Annotated in this window: 25 protein-coding genes and 1 other annotated feature; of the genes, 17 read left to right on the top strand and 8 right to left on the bottom strand. The window is 35.2% G+C overall.

Annotated elements, in window-relative coordinates; genetic code table 11:
• The first annotated feature begins 70 nt into the window (after positions 1 to 70).
• The 12 genes from LG329_RS03010 (at position 71) to mtnN (ending at position 10,829) form a co-directional block, all read left to right on the top strand.
• Positions 71 to 259 carry a hypothetical protein gene (locus LG329_RS03010; protein ID WP_404453150.1) on the top strand — a complete coding sequence of 63 codons (189 nt, stop codon included), beginning with the start codon at positions 71 to 73 and terminating at the stop codon, positions 257 to 259.
• A 49-nt stretch (positions 260 to 308) separates the two neighbouring features.
• The gene (locus LG329_RS03005) at positions 309 to 1,376 is read left to right on the top strand and encodes an AI-2E family transporter (protein WP_404453148.1); all 1,068 of its coding nucleotides are present in this window, start codon (positions 309 to 311) and stop codon (positions 1,374 to 1,376) included.
• Between the two features lie 61 nt (positions 1,377 to 1,437).
• Positions 1,438 to 1,658: a binding site (T-box leader), on the top strand.
• 458 nt (positions 1,659 to 2,116) lie between these two features.
• Positions 2,117 to 4,759, top strand: coding sequence for an alanine--tRNA ligase (gene alaS / locus LG329_RS03000; protein ID WP_404453146.1), 2,643 nt, complete (start codon positions 2,117 to 2,119; stop codon positions 4,757 to 4,759).
• A gap of 95 nt (positions 4,760 to 4,854) precedes the next feature.
• Positions 4,855 to 5,118, top strand: a complete 264-nt coding sequence (locus LG329_RS02995) for an IreB family regulatory phosphoprotein (RefSeq protein WP_404453143.1) — start codon at positions 4,855 to 4,857, stop codon at positions 5,116 to 5,118.
• A 3-nt stretch (positions 5,119 to 5,121) separates the two neighbouring features.
• A complete protein-coding gene (ruvX, locus tag LG329_RS02990) occupies positions 5,122 to 5,535 on the top strand; it encodes a Holliday junction resolvase RuvX (RefSeq protein WP_404453140.1) in 414 nt (137 codons plus the stop codon).
• Positions 5,536 to 5,550: 15 nt separating this feature from the next.
• Positions 5,551 to 5,838, top strand: coding sequence for a DUF1292 domain-containing protein (locus LG329_RS02985; protein ID WP_404453137.1), 288 nt, complete (start codon positions 5,551 to 5,553; stop codon positions 5,836 to 5,838).
• 186 nt (positions 5,839 to 6,024) lie between these two features.
• A complete protein-coding gene (gene mltG, locus LG329_RS02980; RefSeq protein WP_404453134.1) occupies positions 6,025 to 7,143 on the top strand; it encodes an endolytic transglycosylase MltG in 1,119 nt (372 codons plus the stop codon).
• A gap of 111 nt (positions 7,144 to 7,254) precedes the next feature.
• The gene (locus LG329_RS02975; protein ID WP_404453131.1) at positions 7,255 to 7,893 is read left to right on the top strand and encodes an O-methyltransferase; all 639 of its coding nucleotides are present in this window, start codon (positions 7,255 to 7,257) and stop codon (positions 7,891 to 7,893) included.
• 23 nt (positions 7,894 to 7,916) lie between these two features.
• Positions 7,917 to 8,555, top strand: coding sequence for a uridine kinase (gene udk, locus LG329_RS02970; protein ID WP_404453128.1), 639 nt, complete (start codon positions 7,917 to 7,919; stop codon positions 8,553 to 8,555).
• Positions 8,556 to 8,785: 230 nt separating this feature from the next.
• Entirely contained in the window at positions 8,786 to 9,262 is a 477-nt protein-coding gene (greA, locus tag LG329_RS02965; protein WP_404453127.1) for a transcription elongation factor GreA, read from the top strand.
• A 147-nt stretch (positions 9,263 to 9,409) separates the two neighbouring features.
• Positions 9,410 to 10,111, top strand: coding sequence for a DUF1510 family protein (locus LG329_RS02960; RefSeq protein ID WP_404453124.1), 702 nt, complete (start codon positions 9,410 to 9,412; stop codon positions 10,109 to 10,111).
• 28 nt (positions 10,112 to 10,139) lie between these two features.
• Complete coding sequence (gene mtnN / locus LG329_RS02955; protein WP_404453122.1) at positions 10,140 to 10,829, top strand: 5'-methylthioadenosine/S-adenosylhomocysteine nucleosidase; 690 nt, start codon at positions 10,140 to 10,142, stop codon at positions 10,827 to 10,829.
• Positions 10,830 to 10,854: 25 nt separating this feature from the next.
• Here mtnN and sigK read toward each other — a convergent pair whose 3' ends face one another.
• Positions 10,855 to 11,571: an RNA polymerase sporulation sigma factor SigK gene (sigK, locus tag LG329_RS02950; protein ID WP_404453120.1), complete on the bottom strand. Its 717-nt coding sequence runs from the start codon at positions 11,569 to 11,571 to the stop codon at positions 10,855 to 10,857.
• A gap of 244 nt (positions 11,572 to 11,815) precedes the next feature.
• Here sigK and LG329_RS02945 point away from each other — a divergent pair, with 244 nt between their 5' ends.
• Positions 11,816 to 12,547 (top strand): LysM peptidoglycan-binding domain-containing protein, encoded by a 732-nt coding sequence (locus LG329_RS02945; protein ID WP_404453118.1) that lies wholly within the window; start codon positions 11,816 to 11,818, stop codon positions 12,545 to 12,547.
• A gap of 1,099 nt (positions 12,548 to 13,646) precedes the next feature.
• Here the strand turns inward: LG329_RS02945 and mnhG are convergent.
• The 7 genes from mnhG to LG329_RS02910 all read right to left on the bottom strand — a co-directional run bounded on the left by mnhG (position 13,647) and on the right by LG329_RS02910 (position 19,293).
• Entirely contained in the window at positions 13,647 to 14,033 is a 387-nt protein-coding gene (gene mnhG, locus LG329_RS02940; RefSeq protein WP_404453116.1) for a monovalent cation/H(+) antiporter subunit G, read from the bottom strand.
• The gene (locus tag LG329_RS02935; protein WP_404453114.1) at positions 14,014 to 14,325 is read right to left on the bottom strand and encodes a Na(+)/H(+) antiporter subunit F1; all 312 of its coding nucleotides are present in this window, start codon (positions 14,323 to 14,325) and stop codon (positions 14,014 to 14,016) included. The genes mnhG and LG329_RS02935 overlap by 20 nt, the downstream gene beginning before the upstream one ends.
• Positions 14,322 to 14,798, bottom strand: coding sequence for a Na+/H+ antiporter subunit E (locus LG329_RS02930; RefSeq protein WP_404453112.1), 477 nt, complete (start codon positions 14,796 to 14,798; stop codon positions 14,322 to 14,324). The genes LG329_RS02935 and LG329_RS02930 overlap by 4 nt, the downstream gene beginning before the upstream one ends.
• A 7-nt stretch (positions 14,799 to 14,805) precedes the next feature.
• Positions 14,806 to 16,287, bottom strand: a complete 1,482-nt coding sequence (locus tag LG329_RS02925) for a Na+/H+ antiporter subunit D (protein ID WP_404453110.1) — start codon at positions 16,285 to 16,287, stop codon at positions 14,806 to 14,808.
• Entirely contained in the window at positions 16,280 to 16,618 is a 339-nt protein-coding gene (locus LG329_RS02920) for a Na(+)/H(+) antiporter subunit C (protein ID WP_404453108.1), read from the bottom strand. Before LG329_RS02920 ends, LG329_RS02925 begins: the two co-directional genes overlap by 8 nt.
• On the bottom strand, positions 16,619 to 18,952 hold the full coding sequence (locus LG329_RS02915; protein ID WP_404453106.1) for a Na+/H+ antiporter subunit A: 2,334 nt from the start codon (positions 18,950 to 18,952) through the stop codon (positions 16,619 to 16,621).
• A gap of 200 nt (positions 18,953 to 19,152) precedes the next feature.
• Positions 19,153 to 19,293: a sporulation histidine kinase inhibitor Sda gene (locus LG329_RS02910; protein ID WP_404453104.1), complete on the bottom strand. Its 141-nt coding sequence runs from the start codon at positions 19,291 to 19,293 to the stop codon at positions 19,153 to 19,155.
• Between the two features lie 399 nt (positions 19,294 to 19,692).
• Here LG329_RS02910 and LG329_RS02905 point away from each other — a divergent pair, with 399 nt between their 5' ends.
• The 4 genes from LG329_RS02905 to yhbY are packed head-to-tail and all read left to right on the top strand — an operon-like array spanning position 19,693 to position 22,470.
• Positions 19,693 to 20,208 carry a YqeG family HAD IIIA-type phosphatase gene (locus LG329_RS02905; RefSeq protein ID WP_404453102.1) on the top strand — a complete coding sequence of 172 codons (516 nt, stop codon included), beginning with the start codon at positions 19,693 to 19,695 and terminating at the stop codon, positions 20,206 to 20,208.
• Positions 20,209 to 20,210: 2 nt separating this feature from the next.
• Positions 20,211 to 21,311, top strand: a complete 1,101-nt coding sequence (yqeH, locus tag LG329_RS02900) for a ribosome biogenesis GTPase YqeH (RefSeq protein ID WP_404453100.1) — start codon at positions 20,211 to 20,213, stop codon at positions 21,309 to 21,311.
• A gap of 12 nt (positions 21,312 to 21,323) precedes the next feature.
• A complete protein-coding gene (gene aroE / locus LG329_RS02895; RefSeq protein WP_404453098.1) occupies positions 21,324 to 22,175 on the top strand; it encodes a shikimate dehydrogenase in 852 nt (283 codons plus the stop codon).
• A 4-nt stretch (positions 22,176 to 22,179) separates the two neighbouring features.
• The gene (gene yhbY, locus LG329_RS02890; protein ID WP_404453096.1) at positions 22,180 to 22,470 is read left to right on the top strand and encodes a ribosome assembly RNA-binding protein YhbY; all 291 of its coding nucleotides are present in this window, start codon (positions 22,180 to 22,182) and stop codon (positions 22,468 to 22,470) included.
• Positions 22,471 to 22,473 lie beyond the last annotated feature (3 nt).

Here is a 22,473-nt window from a genome sequence, read left to right as displayed (position 1 = left end):
ATAATTTAGATTTAATTGGGTTAGCATAACGTAATAATGTATTGCCATATAAAAGGAGTTAATGTAGGTTATGGAATGCCCAAATTGCAATCGGAAAGATTTAGGAAAAATAGGCTCTCAACAATTTTATTGCTGGAATTGTTTTATTGAAATAACGGTAGTAGATGAGGAAGTTATCATCCATCAAATTGAGTCGGATGGATCTCTAAGTTCATTAAATGACTTGTTTACGGATGATGAGCGAAGAGTACAATGGTGAGGATTAGTTTTAATATGTACCTACTTTTTAAAACTAAGGAGCGCCATTTATGTTTAAAGAAGAAAACCCCTTACATATTTTATATTGGCTAATAATCTGCATTTTGTCTTTCCTATTATTTTTTCTATTTGTAAAACTGTTCCCTTTTTATGGAGCTGTTTTTTCCTTTTTGTGGAGCATTTTTTTCCCATTCTTATTATCTCTTTTTATCGCATATTTACTTTATCCAATTGTGCAAAGGATTCACTCCTTAAACATTCCAAAAGGATTAGCAATTCTAATCATTTATGTATTATTCTTCGGGGGCATCATATTTGCGGTCAACCGTATTTATCCATTGTTTGTCATGCAACTAACTGATTTAAGCGAGCAGCTGCCGGAATTTATCACAACCTATAAAAAATGGATTTATCAACTATATGAGTCAACAGCGTTCTTGCCTGAGATGGTTCATGATAAGATGGATGGTTTATTTCTTAAGATTGAGTCCGGCATGGAAAATATGGTCTCAAAACTTGTAACTTCTATTACAAAGATTTTTGATATTATTATTGTTATTACAGTGATTCCAGTTCTGGTTTTTTATTTTCTAAAAGACACCAAGCGGATTAAAGATTGGCTGAAAAAGTGGATTCCCTCAAAGTACCACCAACGGGCACACGAAGTACTGTATTCAATTGATAAAAGCCTTGGGAACTATATACGTGGACAATTGCTGGTAAGTCTTTTTGTAAGTATTACTACATTTACTTGCTTTTATTTTCTTGACTTAAAATATGCGTTGGTGTTGGCTATCATAATGGGTGTCACTAACTTTATCCCTTATTTCGGCCCCATAATCGGAGCGCTTCCTGCCCTGGCCATAGCATTAACCGTGTCAACAAAGCTTGTCCTTTTTGTATTGTTAACGGTATTTGTTATTCAATTGATCGAAAGTAATTTACTTTCTCCGTATATCGTAGGAAAGAGCATACACATCCATCCAGTGGCTATTATTTTCGCACTTCTCGTTGGTGGGAAGATTGGTGGTGTGATAGGATTGTTATTAGCTGTTCCATTATTAACCATTTGTAATGAAATTGTTAAGCAAGTTGTTACAAAAAATTCTACTGATTGACATATGTACGGAAATTAATTACACTAAAGTAACTTATAAAATGCTAATGAATTAGTTATATGAAAAAATGTTGAAGGTTCTAAGTACATGATGTTCTGTAGTTAAGAGAGGGATTTCCATTTGGCTGAGAGAAATCCTATTATAAGAGTCATGGAAAGCTAAACTGGAGTATGGTTAATACCCGTCGGTTTCAAACCGTTACCATGATCAAGTGATGAACAATTGATTTATATTGTTTTGTTCATAATTAGGGTGGTACCGCGATAATATCTCGTCCCTGCAAATATGCAGAGACGGGATTTTTTTAATTTTAAGCTCTTTTCGTAAGTTTTGTTGCCATTCAATCCTTGCGAAAAATTGTGTCATAACATACCGCTCCGGAAATACACTACGCTTTCCGCGGGCTTGCGCTGAGCCTCCTCGCTCGCAAAGAACGCTCACTGTGGGGTCTCATCGTCTTCGCTTTTCCCGCAGGAGTCTCCGTGTATTTCCTTCGCTAGCAAGGTGTTTTGTAGGGCAGTCGACTCCTGCGGGTAATTGGCTAAAAACGGTCATGTCCCGACTGCCCGAAGCGGAAATCAACGTTGCCGCAATGTAGTAGTTCATTGATTTAGTGGCAAAAACGATAATTTTTTTAGAAAACAGCCTAATTTTAAAAGCGGAGGCTATTGGTATGTGTGACACGCATAACCAGGAGGCTGGTGTGGGTTTAACAGAAAATTAATAGGAGGAAAAAAATTATGAAACAACTTTCATCTGCTGAAGTAAGACAAATGTATATCGACTTTTTTAAAGAGAAGGGACACAATGTAGAGCCAAGTGCATCCCTAGTACCAATTGAAGATCCAACATTGTTGTGGATTAATAGTGGTGTTGCAACGCTAAAAAAATATTTTGATGGACGTGTAATACCAAAAAATCCTCGTATAGTAAATGCACAAAAGTCAATTCGGACAAATGATATTGAAAATGTAGGTTTTACTGCACGCCATCATACATTTTTTGAGATGCTAGGAAACTTTTCAATTGGAGATTACTTTAAAAAGGAAGCAATTGAGTGGGGATGGGAATTTCTAACAAGTGATAAGTGGATAGGATTTGATCCAGAACTTTTATCGGTCACCGTTCATCCAGAAGATGATGAAGCGTATGATATTTGGTTAAATGACTTAAAAATACCAAAAGAACGGATTATCCGTTTAGAAGAAAACTTTTGGGATATCGGGGAAGGACCAAGTGGACCAAATACGGAGATTTTTTATGACCGAGGTGAGAAATACGGAAACGACCCAAATGATCCAGAATTGTATCCGGGTGGAGAAAATGACCGTTATCTAGAAATATGGAATTTAGTATTCTCTCAGTTTAATCACAATCCCGATGACACATATACACCATTACCTAAGAAAAACATAGATACTGGCATGGGGCTTGAACGAATGGTTTGTGTTATCCAGGATACTCCTACAAACTTTGAAACGGATTTATTTATGCCAATCATAAAACAGGTCGAAAAGTTTGCAAATGTAACTTATGGCAAGAATAGTAATAGTGATACAGCGTTCAAGGTAATTGCTGATCATATTCGAACGGTTACGTTTGCAATTGGCGATAGTGCAATTCCATCAAACGAAGGACGTGGCTATGTATTACGTAGGCTATTACGTAGGGCAGTTCGTTTTGCAAAACAAATTGGTATTGAAAAGCCATTTATGTATAAATTGATCCCAACTGTTGGTAATATAATGAAGGATTTTTATCCCGAGGTATTAAATCAACAGGGACACATTGAACAGATTGTGAAAATGGAAGAAGATCGTTTTCATGAAACATTACATGATGGTTTAGAGATGCTTAATACAATTATGAATAATGAAATAAACAAAGGAAGTAAAATTTTTCCTGGAAAAGAAGTATTCCGTCTATATGATACGTATGGATTTCCAAAGGAACTAACCGAAGAATATGTAGAGGAAAAAGGCTTTACCATTGATGAAGAAGGTTTTGAACAAGAAATGCAGAACCAACGGGAACGTGCACGTAATGCGAGGCAAAAAGTTGACTCCATGCATGTTCAAGATGAGATATTAAGCAAAGTGGATCATGCAAGTGAGTTTATTGGATATGATCATTTAGAGACTCATACAACAATTACACAAATGATTAAAGGGAAAGAATTTGTCGATACTTTACAGGTAGGGGATGATGCATTTGTATTTTTACAAGAAACCCCGTTTTATGCTGAAAGTGGTGGACAAGTTGCGGATAATGGATGGATTTATACAGAAAATGCTTCCATGTTTGTTGAAGATGTTCAAAAAGCACCAAAAGGACAAAATATTCATCGTGTAACTGTGAAGGATGGTATTTTCAAAATAAGTCAGCAAGTATCAGCATCTGTAGATCGTAATTTCCGCAATGCAGTTATTAAAAATCATACAGCTACACACTTGTTACATCAGGCTTTAAAGGACATACTAGGTAATCATGTGAACCAAGCAGGATCGCTTGTGACCCCTGAAAGATTACGATTTGACTTTTCTCATTTTGGTTCGATAACAGATGATGAGATAAAACAAATTGAAACAAAAGTAAATGAGAAAATCTGGTTATCCATACCACTTATAATTGAAGATAAAAAGATTGCTGAAGCAAAAGAGATGGGTGCTATGGCACTGTTTGGTGAGAAATATGGCGATGTTGTCCGTGTTGTTCAGGTTAGTGATTATAGTATAGAGCTTTGCGGTGGATGTCATGTAGGAAATACCGCTGAAATTGGTCTATTTAAGATCATGAATGAAACGGGAATAGGTGCAGGAACACGTCGTATTGAAGCGGTTTCTAGTAAACATGCTTATCATTTTATCAATGAAAAAATGAATACATTAAAGGCTGCAGGACAATTATTAAAATCAAATCAGGAAAATGTACCTGAAAAAATTGAAGGTATATTTAAAGATATGAAATTATTACAGAAAGAAAATGAATCTTTAAGCTCAAAGCTTTCTAATCTTGAAGCATCTTCAATTCTAGATCGAGTGAAGATGGTTAATAATGTTCCGTTATTAGCAGAGAAAGTGGATGTAAAAGATATGAATCAGCTGCGAGGTATGGTAGATGATTTAAAACAAAAGCTTGGAACTGGCATGATCCTATTAGCTACAGACAATGACAGCAAAGTCCAATTAGCAGCAGGTGTATCAAAAGATTTAATCGAAAAGGGTTTACATGCTGGCAAGTTAATTAAAGGGGCAGCACAGCTTTGTGGAGGAGGCGGTGGAGGCCGTCCAGACATGGCGCAAGCAGGCGGGAAAGATCCGAGCAAAATAAACGAGGCCTTAACCTTTGCTAGCAATTATGTGCAAGAAACTGTGAAAAACTAACCTCTACGTATTTATGATAGTAAAAAAAGATATAATATTAATTACAAACATGTTAGAATAATCGTAGAAGCCAAAACTTGGAATGAGGTGTCACTATGAGCTCTATTGATAAGACAATGAAATTTAATTTTTCGGAAGAACCATTTGATCAAGATATTAAAGAAATCCTGTTTACAGTCCACGCGGCACTTAAAGAAAAAGGGTATAATCCGATTAATCAAATTGTGGGTTATTTATTATCTGGTGACCCTGCGTATATACCAAGATATAATGACGCGCGTAATTTAATTCGTAAGCTTGAAAGAGACGAGTTAATAGAAGAATTGGTTAAATTTTATCTAGATCACCAAGAGGATTAGTAAATGAAGATAATCGGATTAGACGTTGGATCAAAAACGATAGGTGTTGCTGTGAGTGATGCACTAGGCTGGACTGCTCAAGGTGTTACAACTATTAAGTGGAATGAAAATGACCGCAAATCAGCTGACGCGGAATTGAAAACAATTATAGAGAAGTATGAAGCTGAAAAAGTTGTAATTGGTTTACCAAAACACATGAATGGGGATATAGGTGAACGCGGAGAAGCATCAATTGCATACGCTAAACATGTGGAAAAGATACACAAGATACCAACAGACCTATGGGATGAGCGTCTTACAACGGTAGCTGCTGAACGAGTTTTATTGGAAGCAGACATGAGCAGAAAAAAAAGAAAGAAAATTATTGATAAAATGGCGGCTGTAATGATCTTGCAGGGCTATTTGGACAAAAAATAGAAAAGGAGTGACGGAATGGCTTTAGACGAAAAAGAACGTATTGTTATACCTGATGAAAATGGAGAGGAACATCTTTTTGAAGTGTTGTTCACATTTGATGCAGATGAAACAGAACAATCATATATTGCAGTAGTACCAGTGGAACAAAAAGATGACGAGGAAGTAGAAGTTTACGCTTTTCGTTATGAAGAAAAAGAAGCTGATGACAATGATTTATCTCTATTCCCAATTGAATCTGATGAGGAATGGGAAATGGTTGAAGAAATGTTAAATACACTTGCTGATGAAGAATCAGGACAGTAATTATAAGTTCAGTATAGTATAAGAAAGCTGGTGTCTTTTGGACATCAGCTTTTTTATGCGCATTATTTTTGTCGATAAAGCTGGTTTTTTAAGGATTTTTGATATCCAATTCTACGTAATTCTTGGTTTATCATAGATATTCTATTTAATTTTTAGTATAATATAGCGGATGAGAGGAGTTAGTATATGTTCAAGAAGAAAGATAAAGGCAGTTATACGGACAATCTAATCAAACGTAGTGAAGATGCAAAAACCGTTCGTAAAATTGTGACGATCGTAATAATATCATTAATTTTGATTCTCCTAGTTGGTGGAATTTCTGGATATATGTACGTGAAATCAGCGCTTGAACCAGTAAATCCTGATAGTGAGAAAGAAGTTAAAGTTGAAATCCCGATGGGGTCTTCTACATCTGACATAGCGACTATTCTTGAAGATGAAGGTATTATTAAGGATGCGCGTGTATTTCGTTTTTACATAAAGTTTAAAAATGAATCAAATTTCCAAGCCGGTAGTTATACATTTACTCCTTCCATAAAATTAGATGAAATAATAGAATCACTAAAAAATGGGAAGGTTTTAGAAGAGCCAAAATATAGCGTTACAATTCCAGAAGGTAAAACGATTAAACAAATGGCAAAAATTTATGCGAAAAAATTACCGTTTAGTAAAGAGGACTTTTTAAAGAAAGTGAATAATGTAGAGTATGTTGAATTATTAATTGAGCAACATCCATCGATTTTAACAAAGGAAATATTGAATCCAGATATACGTACACCACTTGAAGGATATTTATTTGCTGCTACTTATAAATTTTATGACAAAAAACCTAGTGTGGAAGCTGTTGTCGGAAAAATGTTAAGTAAGACAAAAGCAGTAGTAACACCATATCTAGATGACATCTCAGCACAAGATCTTACCGTTCATAAAGCATTAACGATGGCATCTTTACTTGAAAACGAAGCGAAAACATTTAAACAACGTAAGAAGATTGCTGGTGTATTTTATAATCGTTTAGAAAAAGAAATGCCCTTACAGACTGACCCTACAGTATTATACGCTTTAGGTGGTCATAAGGAAAAAGTATTATTAAAAGATTTAAAAGTAAAGTCACCATATAACACCTATCATGTTAATGAATTACCAATCGGTCCAATTTCAAATTTTGCCGAGAATTCCTTAAAGGCAGCAATTAATCCAGAGGAATCCAAATTCATCTATTTCCTTCATGATGCTGAAGGAAATATCCATTACTCGGAAAACTATGACAAGCATCTACAGTTAAAAGAAAAATATATAGATTAATTTTTAAGGAAGTGTGGGTGGAACCCACATTTCCAGTTTTTTTGTAAGTAAAGATTGGCATGGTACGTGCGATATGCCAATCTTTACTCAATTGAGGAAGGAGCTATTCCCATGAATGACGAACTGTTGAACCAGTATTTACAAGAAACGATTCCATTAAATGAAGAATGGGTTAACAAATTGGAATCATATGCAAAAGAAAACCATGTACCAATTATGGATGCTGTAAGTATGCATTTTTTGCAACAACTCATTCGAATTCACCAACCCGCGCGCATTTTGGAAATTGGAACGGCTATTGGTTATTCAGCACTGCGAATGCTTCAAGCAAATCCAAACGCTACAATTACGACTATTGAGCGTGACGAAGAACGGTTTAAATATGCGTTAGATGTAATTAAAGCACAAAATAAACTACAGCAAATCCAAGTGATACATGGGGATGCGCTTGAAGTTGTGGAAGAGATTAGAAATCAGGACCAATTTGATTTTATGTTTATTGATGCAGCTAAAGGTCAATATAAACGTTTTTTTGAACTATACAGTCCATCCATACGAAAAGGTGGATTAATTATATCTGATAATGTATTATTCAAAGGGTATGTTGCGAATCCTAGCAACGATAATCCGAAATTCACAAAGATTGCAAACAAAATTAATAACTATAACCAATGGTTAATAAACAACGAGAACTTTCACACAGTGATTGTTCCTATTGGTGATGGGATAGCCATCAGTATAAAAAAATAAGGCTTAAAGGAGTGCACAGGAACATGCGAGACAAGCCAGTAGTTATTGGAGTGGCTGGAGGTAGTGGGAGTGGTAAAACTACAGTTACACGGTCAATATGTAATCGATTCTCTGATAAGACAATTCTTGTAATCGAACAAGATTATTATTATAAAGATCAAAGTCACTTACCTTTTGAAGAACGATTAAATACAAATTATGATCATCCTTTAGCATTTGATAATGATTTGCTAATTGATCACATACAAGAGCTAATGAATCAAAAGTCTATCGAAAAACCAGTATACGATTATAAAATTCACACACGTTCTAAGGATTCTATAGTGGTTGAACCAAAAGAAGTAATTATTCTTGAGGGAATTTTAATTTTAGAGGATCCACGATTAGTCAATCTAATGGATATCAAAGTTTTTGTTGATACAGATGCTGATATACGAATCATCAGAAGAATGACCCGTGATATCCAGGAGCGTGGAAGGTCACTCGACTCAGTTATTGATCAATATGTAAATAATGTACGTCCAATGCATTTACAATTTGTTGAGCCAACAAAACGATATGCTGATATTATCATCCCTGAAGGTGGACAAAATCATGTTGCTATTGATATAATGGCTACTAAAATTGAAAATATATTGGCAAAAAACCAAGCTAACCAATAAAGGAACGTAAACGCAATCCCGTATGGGAATGAACTTTACTTATCGAATGAGACGCCTGAATGTCATTATTCAATGGGGGATTGAGTTATACTTTATGGAAAAGTATTGAAAATTTAAATAAAATCTGCCATAGTTATGATTAGAACATTTTTACGTTCCAGAGCGCACATGATTGTGCTGCTCATTTTTATTCGTTATTTCTTATTGTAGATAAAAAAGGAGTGTTTTTAATGGCTGTAGAGAAAAGCTATTATATGACTGAAGAGGGAAAATCAAAATTAGAGAAAGAATTACATCATTTAAAAACAGAACGTAGACAAGAAGTGGTAGAGCGTATTAAAGTAGCACGCGATTTCGGGGATCTTTCAGAGAACTCGGAATATGATGCAGCCAAAGATGACCAAGCATTTGTAGAATCACGTATTTCCCAAGTGGAAAAAATGATTCGCAATGCTGTGATTATTGAAAATGATAACGATAATCCTGATATTGTATCACTTGGTAAATCGGTAACTTTTCAAGAATTACCTAGTGGTGAGGATGAAACATACACAATTGTTGGAAGCGCAGAAGCTGATCCATTTGAAGGCAAGATTTCAAATGATTCTCCTATGGCAAAGAGCCTTTTAGGCCACCAAAAAGGAACAGAGGTAACAGTGGTAACGCCAGGTGGAGATATACAGGTCAAAATTGTAAGTGTTGATTAATAAAAAATACTATTGTATACAGGCGGGAGAAGCTATCCCGTCTTTTTCTTATTTAAAATTAGTTAGATATTATGCTCTATTTTTGATATGGCATGTAAAACTAAAAAATATGATATTATAATATTATGCATGGAGGAGGGTATTAATATGAATGATTTTAATAACAGTTCAAGAGTAGATAAATTTGAAAAGAGAAGAAAAAATACTAAATCTATTTCTCTTTTTCTGGTTTTAGGTGGTATTTTAATAATTTTTTTACTTGGTATGTTTCTATTCGGTGGAGATGATGAGGCAGAAAATGGACAACCTTCCACTGAATCATCAAGTGATAACTCCGGAGAAAGTAATGATGAAGATACAAAAGATGGTACATCCTCTGATGAAAATGATGAGTCAACGACTGATGATAGTGCAAATTCAGATGATTCATCAAATGGTGAAACCGAGGATCCTAATGCAAATGACGATCAAAGTACAACCGATGACAATTCGGATAATAGCGATGTAGAAAAAGAAAATGTGGAAGTCTCAGATGATCCAAACGTGAAGGAGGCATATACCGCGGATTGGCAGCCTATTGGAACAGAGCAACAAGGTCCCCATACCAAGAATTTTGATGAAGGAGCCCAAGACCGAATCGAGATGGAGAAAGCAGCCCGAGTGGCAACAGGTATACAGCAAGGAGATATGATTACATGGTGGCTTGATAATGTTGGTGGACAAGATGTAATAGCTACTGTTTCCAACAAAGCGCAAGATAATACGTATCGTGTTTATCTTACATGGGTTGATAATGAAGGTTGGAAGCCAACAAAAGTGGAAGTTTTAAAAGAAAATGATAAAGACTAACAGAAGTTAGCTGTGTGGAGGTTTATTAATGACAATCGGAATAATTGGGGCAATGGATGAGGAAGTTGCTCTGTTAATAGAGAATATGTCAGAGAAAAAAGAGCAAACAGTAGCAAATTGTTTGTTTGTAACAGGAATTATGGGAAGTAAAGAAGTCGTATTACTAAAATCAGGAATTGGAAAAGTGAATGCTGCTATGGCAACGACTATACTACATGAGCGTTTTAACCCAGATTATGTTATTAACACTGGATCTGCTGGTGGATTCGCAGAAGAATTAGAAATTGGGGATATAGTCGTTTCTTCTCAAGTCGTTCATCATGATGTAGATGTAACAGCGTTTGACTATGCATATGGACAGGTTCCAGGAATGCCTGCTATGTTTGCAGCAGATTCACATCTGGTTTCACTTGCTACTAATGCTGTTAAATCATTGGATGTTACTTCACAAGAAGGAATCATTGCAACAGCTGACACATTCATGGCAGAGCCTGACCATGTAAAGCGTATTAAGGAAAAGTTTCCTTCTATGATCGCAGCTGAAATGGAAGCAGCAGCAGTAGCACAAGTGTGTTTTCAATATAATAAACCATTTGTTATTATCCGTGCGCTATCTGATATAGCTGGTAAAGAATCATCCATTTCATTTGATACATTCATAGATAAGGCAGCAAAAAATGCAGCTACCTTAATCATGAAAATAATTAAAGATCTGTGAAAAACAGAAGAGGATAATCATCTGATTATCCTCTTTTTCTATTTGGATTCTCTTGTTTAAAGTATTCATGAAACACCTTCATTAAGGCACGTTTTTCAATGCGTGATACATAACTTCTTGATATATTTAATTTTTTTGCAATCTCACGTTGTGTCATTTCCTGATAATTATTTAATCCATAACGATATATAATTACTTCTCTCTCTCTTTCATCTAAGATTGAAAAATATTTCTTCATTTTATCGAGTTCCATATGTAATTGAATATATTCAATTACATCCTCAGATTCCGCTTCCAGAATGTCGATTAAGCTTATTTCATTTCCTTCTTTGTCTTGCCCTATGGGATCGTGTAAGGAAACATCCTTTTTAACCTTTTTCAGGGCACGTAAATGCATTAATATTTCATTTTCTATACATCGTGCCGCGTAGGTAGCAAGTTTTGTTCCTTTATCCGGCGAAAAGCTCTCGATTCCTTTAATTAATCCGATTGTTCCGATTGATATTAAATCTTCCATGTCCTCACCGGTATTTTCGAATTTTTTAACGATGTGCGCAACCAATCTAAGATTATGTTCAATTAGCATATTCCTAGCATGTTCGTCGCCGGTTTGCATATCTTTAATATACTTGGCTTCATCTTCAGGGGGGAGAGGATGTGGAAAAGCATGGTTTTTTACATAGGATACAAAAAATAGCGTTTCTTTTATTAATAAAGCAAGAACGCTTAAAATACTCGACAAATTATACACCTCCTGACGTTTCCGCTAGGCATTGGCCTATATATCATCTATATGAATGAAGATGTAATTTTGTGTATGTCCTATACAAGGTTACTGAAATAAATATAAAAATGAACGTTTTAATATCAAACTTCTCGTCCCTGTAAACTTCCTCACTCAATTAACCCAATATGAATACATTGTAATGGGCGCATTTAGATTCCCTAATTTTTGATGGGCAATAAATAAAGGAGTGAGGAAAAACATGAACGATTTTTCAAATAGAGGATTTACTTACATTGTTCAGCCAGGTGATAATTACTGGCTATTAGCAAAGCGTTATCATACAACTACTGAGGAGATTTTTGCGGTTAATCCTGAAGTGAATCCATATTATCTACGTGTAGGACAACATATTTCCATACCAGTTACACAACATGCACGGCAAAATGATTGTATAAGTCAGGCAGCGGTTGATTTAATGAGTGATATGCGTAGCCTTTGGGAGGAGCATGTAGCATGGACCAGAATGACGATTATAAGCTTAACTTTTAGCTTGCCAGACGTAGAATTTGTAATCGCCCGTCTTTTGCAAAATGCGACAGACATGGGAAATATGATACGGCCATTGTATGGGGATGCGGCAGCTGACACATATGCTGCTTTGATTAAGGAGCACTTGTTATTTGCCGCTGACCTTGTAAAAGCGGCTATAGCAGGCGATGAGGAAGCAGCAATGATTGCAGAACAGAAATGGTATGACAATGCGGATGAGATTGCTTTATTTCTAAGTAGTATTAACAGATTTTTACCTGAAGAAGAGGTTAGAGCGATGTTTTACCGTCATTTGGATTTAACAAAACAGGAAGCAGTAGCTATGATAAACATGAATTATCAAAAAGATATTCAAATATATGATGAGGTTGAAGAACAAGCTAGGGAAATGGCAGACACCATCTCAGAAGCAATGGTGAGATTATATCCTAATATGTTTTAGCTTTGGTCGTCATAAACGTCTTTTCTTAACCAAATAATTGGGTTAAGATTAATCTGTTATTTTTTGGTATAATGGAAATAACAATAGATTAATTTTCACATGAGGGTTAGGCGCACTTTCTCTTTTTAGGAACTTCCTGAAAAGGAGGTGTTGCTTATGGATATTGATAAAGTATTAACGCTGATGATTTCATTCGGCATGTTAATAGCGTTTATCATGTCCGATAAAAACCATAAAAAATAATCCCTCATGTGATTTTAACAGGTCAATGTGAGGGATTATTTCCTTACTGCACCTTCCCCTCTGATGGGGTTAGTCTATTGTACCGTTCCATGTGTCTAGCATGGGGCGGTTTTTATAATATATGACTTTCTATTTGAAGTATACCTCATTTTACCTATATGGTAAACACTTTATTTGTTGTTATCTTGTTTTATCAGCCAATTTGGGGAGCCTTTTTGTTGGAACTATAACAAGCATTTGAAAGTAGATATAAGAAAAATCTCAGTTAAAAATGAACTGAGATTTTTTATTTATAAGGCTCTTTTCGTACGCATTGTTGCTATTTCATCTTCATAGTTGATATATACTGCGACATAACTAAAAATCATGTTCTGTGTCCTGCGACCGCTACGGAAAAATCACTACGCTTTCCGCGGGCTTGCGCTGAGCCTCCTCGATCGCAAAGAACGTTTACTGCGGGGTCTCATCACTTCGCTTTCCCGCAGGAGTCTCCGTGTTTTTCCTTCGCTGGGGTGGCGTCTAATAATGGAATGAAAGTAATTTCTTTATTGATTAAGCATGAACTTCCACTATTATGGCAGTTGATTTTCGTTACGGACAGTCGACTCCTGCGGGAAAAGCAACAGCTGAAGACCCCGCAGGAAGTGGTTTTCTTCCGAGGAGGCTGAAGCGTTGCCCGCGGAAAGCGAGTGTCCGGAACGAAAATCAACATAGCACTTACGTCGCATTATATATCTATTCTCTAGAAAGCAACAATCTTTACGAAAATCGCCTATTTTTAATTACAAATACGATGCAATTAGTTATAAAAGTTTAGCTATATTTATAGTTCAGTGAAACACGTAAGCTAACTAGGTCATTTCTCTTCTGTGTTTTGCTTCATTTGCCTTTGAACGGCTTCTTCATATTCGTCTCTTTGGTTAAATGTAACTGGTTTTACTTCATTTCTGTGTGCTGCTCTTGAAATCATATGTGCGGATACAGGAGCTGTTAGAAAGGTGAAGATAATCGCCAATAACAACTTGCCACTTACGATAGCATGGTCTACATATAAGAATATGAATGCGCCAATTAAAATTCCTGCAATGCCAATCGTCGAAGCTTTTGTTGCAGCGTGTAGTCGTGTATAAATATCTGGAAATCGAACAACACCTATTGCACCGGATAAGAGAAAAAATGTGCCAGATAAAACAAGAAAACTTATTATGACGTTTAGGATGATACTAGTCCAAGTTTCGATCAATGATAACACCCTTTTCAATAAATTTCGCAATAGCTAACGTACCAAGGAACAGCAGTATTCCTATTAACAGGATTACATCGTTGAAGTTAGTGGAACCAATAATTATGGCGAGCAATGCTGCCATTCCCATTAGGCCCATGCCAATCGTATCAAGTGCAACAGCACGATCCGCATTGGATGGTCCAACGATAATACGATATAAAAGCAAAACTAATGAAATTGAAATGCCAACTATTGCAATCTTTGTGGATATATTAAGTATTTGTTCAGATAACAGTAGAAGTTCATTCATCTTGTAACCTCCATTATTGCTTTTTCAAACGTATTTTTGATCTCCGCAATTGATTCATCGATATCGTCTATATCCATAGCATGTATATAAAGATGTGTATTGTCATCCGAAATAGCGACTGTCAAAGTACCGGGTGTTAGAGTGATCAAGTTGGCCAATAGTGTAATTTCCCAATTACTTTTTAATCTTGTTGGCATTGCAAATATACCAGGTTCAAATTCCAACTTTGGCTTATAGACTAATTTAACAATGTCCATATTAGCCGAATATAATTCTTTCATAAACAGAAAAACGAGCTGGATCGTTTTGAAAACTCGGTTCAAATAAAATGAATCAGGAATGAATCGATTGAGTACCAGCAGTAATATAATACCAAGTATATATCCGCCAATAAAACTTGCGAACGTATACGTTTCTTGTAAAAACATCCACATTACTGCAATGATTAAATTGATTACAATTTGAAATGTCATAAGTTATTTACTCCTTTAAAACCGCATCAATATATACATCTGGATCTAGTAAATAGGTCGAAATATCTTCAACTGTAGGATAAACGAATTCTGCTCCTACTCCTAGAATAACAGAAAAGGTTAATAAAAAGATAATTGGTCCGATTAACCCTTTTGTAGATTTTCTATCCACATCATATGCCGGGTTTTTCTCGCCCCAAAATCCTTTTATAAAGATTTTCATTATCGAATATAAAATCAATAAACTAGATAACAGTGCAATGATAACAATAGCGATTTCATCATCTGCCAATGCACCTTTTAATAATAGTAACTTGCCTATGAAACCACTAAATGGTGGGATTCCAGCAAGAATAAATGCAGCTACAAATAATAGCCATCCAAGTACAGGATAATAATGGATAAGACCACCCATTTTCCGTAAGTCAGATGTTCCCGCTACATAAGTTATCGCACCAACGAGTAGAAATAGGGCGGTTTTGATCAACATATCATGCATGAGATAGTAAACAGCCCCGCTTAAAGCATCTTGATTAAATACGCCTATCCCCATAATAATAAAACCGATAGCAGGTATGATGTTATAGGCAACAATAAGTTTGATATTATTCGTTGATAGTGCACCTAATATACCAAATATCATTGATATGCCAGCTATCCATATAAACATTTGATGCGTAATATCGAGCTTGTAAATAAATATTAATGAAAAGACTCGTAAGATGGAATAAATTCCTACTTTTGTAAGCAGTGCACCAAACAGGGCGGAAATAACAGGATTTGGTACTATGTAAGACTTTGGCATCCAGTAGTACAATGGAAATAATGCAGCCTTCGTGGCGAATACGAAAAAGAATAATATACCAATTGTAGTTAAAATTCCTTTTTGATCTACTTCTTGAACGCGCTCAGCAATGTGAGCCATATTTACTGTTCCAACAACGCCATATAAAAATGCAACTGCTGTTACAAATAAGATAGATGAGAATAGGTTGATTAGCACATATTTAATGGATTCACGTAGTTGAACCTTTCCTCCACCTAATACGATTAATGCATAGGAAGCCATTAAAAATACCTCAAAAAATACAAACAGGTTAAATAGGTCTCCTGTTAGAAACGCTCCAGAAATACCTGTTATTAAAAAGAACATAAAAGAGTAAAAATAATGTTGTTCTTGTTTCAGGTTCATGGAATGTGGTGCATAAAAAGCACATGCCGTCGTAATTATATTCGTTGTTAGTACAAGTATAATTGCTAACGGATCCGCTACAAGAATAATTCCATATGGAGCAGGCCAGTTTCCAGTCTCCAAAATAATTGTCCCGTGACTAATAACTTGCCATGTAATGTATACCACTACCAACAAACTAGAAATGGAAAAAAACTTAGTCAAAGCTCGAAGTAATTTTACCTTTTTCGGAAAAAAGGCAAGAATTATTCCAGCTAATAATGGAATGATGATAGGCAATACTGCTAAATTACTCATTTTCGTTACCCCTTAATTCATCCATGTTATCTGTTTCATTATCATTTGCTGCTCGGTATGCCAATGCTAAAAGAAGGCTAGTAATACCGAAGCTAATAACAATAGATGTCAAAATTAATGCCTGTGGCAATGGATCTGTATAATCTGTAACCCCTTCTTCTATAATGGGGGGCTTTCCGCGTTTTAATTTTCCCATCGTTAAAATAAATAAATGGGCACCATGGGATAGAAGAGCAGTCCCAATAATGATTCGTAACAATTGCTTTTGAAGGAGGTTATATATACCTGTCGCAAATAATAATCCTGCTAAGATACAAATGATAATTTCCATTTATTCTGCCTCCTTTTTTCGTTTAATTTTAACAAGGCTATAAATGGCAAGTGATGCGATTCCGAGTACTGTTATTTCAAACATCGTATCAAGTCCACGCATATCTACTAAAATTACATTAACAACGTTGTCCCCACCGCCAAGTGAGTGTGAGGTTTTAATAAAGTATTCTGCGATAGAATCAAACCATTTACTACTATGGGCAGAGATTCCAATTAACGTCATCATGGCACCAAATCCTAAGGAAATGATTACGTTTATTAATTTTGATCTCCCGGATTCTTTGATAACCTGCAATTTCGGCAAGTGGAAAAAGCATAATAGGAATAATGCTACGGTTACTGTTTCAATAATCAGTTGTGTTAATGCTAAATCTGGAGCTCGGTAAATGACAAATAAAAGTGAAACACCGTATCCAACTACTCCTAAAATAAGAATTGCGGCTACATTATGTTTTGCAAAAATGGTACCTAGTGCTGCTGCAATCATTACTACAACTACGGAAACTTCAATCGCAGTGATGTCTGCAAGGTTATCAAACTTTAATGTTAACCCGCCTGTTAAAGCCATAAACGTAAATGTAACGATAACAGTAGTACTTAGGATTATGGCGACATAAAGCCTCAGTGAACCATTCATATAATAATTCGTTATGTTACTTGCGTACACGTCTAATTTATTTACGATGCTATCGTATGCTTTATTTAAGCTCAACTTACCAGGTAAGAAGCTATAAACCTTTTGCCATTTTTTACGTGTAAGGAATAATAGTGTTCCAACCCCTACAACGATTAGGGACATTTTAAACGCTGGTTTGAATCCATGCCAATATACAACATGCTGATGTATTGCTTCACCACTGATCGCTTCAGCTGCATGTGCCAAAAATGACCCATTTACCAAGTTAGGGAACAGTCCTATGATAATAACTAGCGTCACTAATATGATAGGTGAGAGCAGCATTCCGATTGGTGCCTCATGTGGCTTCTTAGGTAGTTTCTTCTCTTTTTTTCTACCTGCAAATGTTCCAAAAAAGAAGTACATGGAATATACAAATGTAAATATACTACCAATAACGGCTAATATTGGTATAACGTCAATTAACATATTTGCAAATTCACTAACATTTTCATTTAGATTAAGGCTGGATTTAAAAAATAGTTCTTTACTATAGAATCCATTTAAAAATGGTAGAGGGACGCCGGCCATTGAAAAAGTACCAAATAATGCTAGTGTAGCCGTAATTGGCATGAATGTAAGTAACCCGCCCAATTTACGGATATCACGTGTTCCGGTTTCATGATCCACAATACCAGCAACCATAAATAAACTACCTTTGAATGTTGCGTGATTTAAGATATGGAACACTGCAGCAAACACAGCAACTTTTGTACCAAATCCGAGCATTGCCATAATCATACCTAGCTGACTGATTGTGGAAAATGCTAGTATGGCTTTCAAATCGGTCTGCTTTACTGACATATAAGAACCCCAGCATAGTGTAACGATACCCGCGATACTTACGATAATAAAGAACCATTCATAGCTTGCGAAAATAGGTGAAAAGCGTGCTACTAAAAATAGTCCTGCTTTTACCATGGTTGCTGAATGGAGGTAAGCACTCACTGGAGTTGGTGCTTCCATTGCATCTGGTAGCCAGATATGAAATGGGAATTGAGCAGACTTAGTAAATGCACCCATTAAAAGAAATCCTAGTATTAATGGAAGATAGGCACTTTCCAGAATAACGTCTTTTTGATCTATCATTGCTTGAATACTTGTTGTATCTGTAATAATGGATAACAAAATGAATCCACCAAACATACTTAATCCACCAATAATAGTAATAAGTAAAGATTTTAATGCTCCATAACGGGAACGTTCGTTAAAATGCCAATAACCAATTAATAAAAAGGAGGAGATAGAAGTTAACTCCCAAAATGTATACATAACAAATACATTATCTGACAGGACAACACCAAGCATTCCCGCCATAAATAATATCAAGTAGACATAAAAATGCCCCAGCCGTTCTGTTTTATCTAGGTAATAAATAGAGTAAAGAACAACTAATGCACCGATTCCACTTATTAATAAAACAAATAGTAGACTTAAACCATCTAAATAAAAATCAAAATTTATGGATAAGGAAGGTATCCAGTAATAGGTTTGCCTGACAGGTGAAAAGCCAGAACCTATAAATTGAATAAAATAAAGAAAGATTGCCAAAGGAACAAAAAAGACAAATATTCCTGTATGTATTTTATGTTTTATTTTGCTTAAGAATGGTATTAAGCAGGCAATTAGAAGTGGAAGTAATACTGCGAAAATCATCTAATTGGATTCCTCCTTGAAAAAATATGTAATTTTATAGTACTTAAATAAGTATAAACGGTATTTAAATTATATGATAGTAGATAAGTTATTTCCATTAGAATTGCTCAACAGATAGCTTATCATAAGTTCGATCAAGGAAAAATAAAAAACCCTTGTCAACGACAAGAGTAATTGGATAAAAGTGTATATAAAGTTAATTAACCGGAGAATTCCAGTTTATGAGTTAGACTTCTTTTGTGGATTTCCTTTTCAATTAGATAAATAAAGTCAGGGCTTAGTTTCAATTCATGTGCTTTATAGTACGATTCTAATAATAATTCATCAGATAAGTGATTCATGAATATAGCCCTCCTAAACTATTTTATACTTTACTATGTTAATGTAAGTTTAATTTACCACGAAAACCCTAGTAGGACAAGGTCTTAGTTATCTACAAGCGCCTGTAGATAACTTGTGTATAAACGAGAAAAAAATGTCGTTTTGCCTGATTTAAAAGCATTGTTAATGTTAACAAAGTTATCCACAGCGAGAAAAATAGGGTAATTTGTCGAACGGTTTTTATCTATTGCCTTTTGAATCTGCTTGTAGCAGGGGTTTTTATCATTAGACAAATTTCGCTAACACTTTATATATGTGTTAAGTTATTATAGGATTAATGTATAATAACAAACTTAGCTTTATTTAATGCAAAATGAGATAGTAGAAATAGGTTTGACTATAATAATGAGGTGTACACGTTGTTAAAGAATTTTTTACCAAATGAACATGTGAAAAGCGTTTTTGATATTCAACCTGCGATACTTAAACAAAAAGGAATTAAAGGGGTAATTACAGATCTTGATAATACGCTGGTGGCTTGGGATGTTAAAAATGCAACTCCGGAGATTATAAACTGGTTTAAACAAATGAGAGATCATGATATTAAAGTCATGATTATTTCTAATAATAAACAAGAGCGCGTTAAAATCTTTTCGGAACCACTAGATGCTCCTTTCGTCTTTAGTGCGCGAAAACCATTGAGCCGGGCTTTTAAGACTGCGGCCAAGCAAATGGGGTTAAAAAAAGAAGATATTGTTGTAATTGGTGATCAATTACTAACAGATGTATTAGGCGGAAATTTTGCGGGTTTTTATACCATATTGGTGGTTCCAATCGTCCAAACAGATGGAAAAATAACACAGTTTAATCGTAAAATAGAACGCCGAATACTTAATTATATGAGGAGAAAAGGAAAAATAACTTGGGAGGAATAAATATGGAAGATTTATATTGTCAAGGTTGTGGTACAGCCATTCAGACAACAACTCCAGATGAGGTTGGATTTACACCTAAATCTGCTCTAAATAAAGAAACGATATTATGTCAACGGTGTTTTAAACTAAAACATTATAATGAAATTCAGGATATATCAGTTACAGATGATGATTTCTTGAAAATGGTAAGCCAAATCCGGGATGTTGAAGGATTAGTTGTGCATCTAATTGATATATTTGATGTCAATGGAAGTATGATTCAAAGCCTGGCTCGCATCATTGGGGACAAGCCAATTATTTTAGTAGGAAATAAGGTAGATCTATTACCTAAATCAACAAATAAACAAAAATTAATTAATTGGCTAAAAAAATCCGCTAAGGATGCTGGAATTAAAGTGAAGGATGTATTTCTTATATCATCGATTAAAGGTCATGGTATAGAAGAACTGACAGAAGCAATAGATTCAACTCGAAATAATCAGGATGTTTACGTTGTAGGAACGACAAATGTCGGAAAATCAACTTTCATCAATCGACTTATTCAACAAACTTCTGGAGATAAGAATGTTATTACCACTTCCTATTTCCCTGGTACTACACTCGGATTCATCGAAATTCCGTTAGATGACAATTCTGTGTTAATTGACACTCCAGGAATCGTTAACAAGCAACAAATGGTGCATTATGTTTCAAAAAGCGACCTGAAGATTATCACGCCTTCAAAGGAAATTAAACCAAGGGTATTTCAATTAAACAACCAACAAACATTATTTTTTGGTGGTCTAGGGCGAATTGATTTTCTAAAAGGGGATAAACAGTCTTTTGTTTGTTATTTTTCGAATCACTTATCAATCCATCGTACGAAACTTGATAATGCTGATAAGCTTTATGATGATCATGTAGGTGAGCTCTTATCGCCACCAGATGAAGTTACGCGTGAAAAGTTGCCTGAACTAGTACAAAGTACATTTCGAATAAAAGAAGAAAAAATGGATATTGTATTTCCTGGCTTGGGATGGGTTATGATTCCGGAAGTAAACACTACTGTTGTTGTGCACAGTCCTAAAACTGTTGCCGTTTCGATTAGACCATCGTTGATTTAAGGAGGTTTTGTAATGGAGTATCGTTTTGGATTAATTGGTTACCCAATTAAACATTCCTTATCACCTTGGATTCATGAAAAGTTTTTACAAAAAGCTGGACTACAAGGTAATTATTCCTTGTATGAAATAAACACAAACGAATCCTTTGCGGATAAATTTGCGGATAAAATAGAAGAACTAAAGAATGAAAACCTTAATGGCTTTAACGTAACTGTACCGTATAAAAAAACCATTATTCCTTTTTTGGATGAGGTCGATAAAGAAGCTGAAGCAATTGGTGCAGTAAATACAGTGATCTGTAAAAATGGAAAGTGGATTGGGTATAATACAGATGGAAATGGTTATTTAAGGTCGTTGATAAAGGCTTTTCCAACTGTTGGACAAGATAAAAATTTAAAAATCTTGATCCTTGGAGCTGGCGGGGCCGCGAGAGGGATACTTTACACACTTTCAATAAACGGGTTTCAACATATCGACCTTGCGAATCGAACAGAAGAATCTGCTAGAGCGCTTAAGGAATTATATGAATTGGACAATACAAGCTTATTATCGCTAAAAGAAGCTGAAAATGTAATGGAAAAGTACGATTTAATTATTCAAACCACATCAGTTGGGATGAAATCTATAGAGGGTAATACTATTGTTAGTATTAATAGACTATCTGAGAAAAACATTGTTAGTGATATCATTTACCAACCGGTAGAAACAAACTTATTAAGAAACGCCAAAAACGCAGGGGCTAGGATTCACTACGGCCATACAATGTTGTTGTATCAAGCACAATATGCTTTTGAGTTATGGACTAACATGCGTGTAGCAATAAATGAAATGGAAACAGAATTACTCGAACAACTGGAAGGATGATTACATGTTAACTGGAAAACAAAAACGGCTTTTACGAGCGAAAGCCAATCAATTAAAACCTATATTTCAAGTAGGTAAAATAGGTGTAAATGAAAACATGGTGGAACAAATTTCGGAGGCATTGGAAAAAAGAGAACTGATAAAAGTAAGTATTCTACAAAATTGCATGGAAGATAAAGATAGTGTTGCATCAAAGCTATCTGATGGTGCAGAAGCAGAAGTAGTTCAAATTATTGGTAACAACATTGTATTGTATAAGGAATCACAGGAAAATAAGCAAATTCAGTTGCCTTAAAGG

Origin of the sequence: Virgibacillus necropolis, assembly GCF_044793635.1 — a bacterium.
In the GTDB taxonomy this organism is placed as follows: domain Bacteria; phylum Bacillota; class Bacilli; order Bacillales; family Amphibacillaceae; genus Virgibacillus_F; species Virgibacillus_F necropolis_A.
This window is presented reverse-complemented; position numbering and strand designations above follow the sequence as displayed.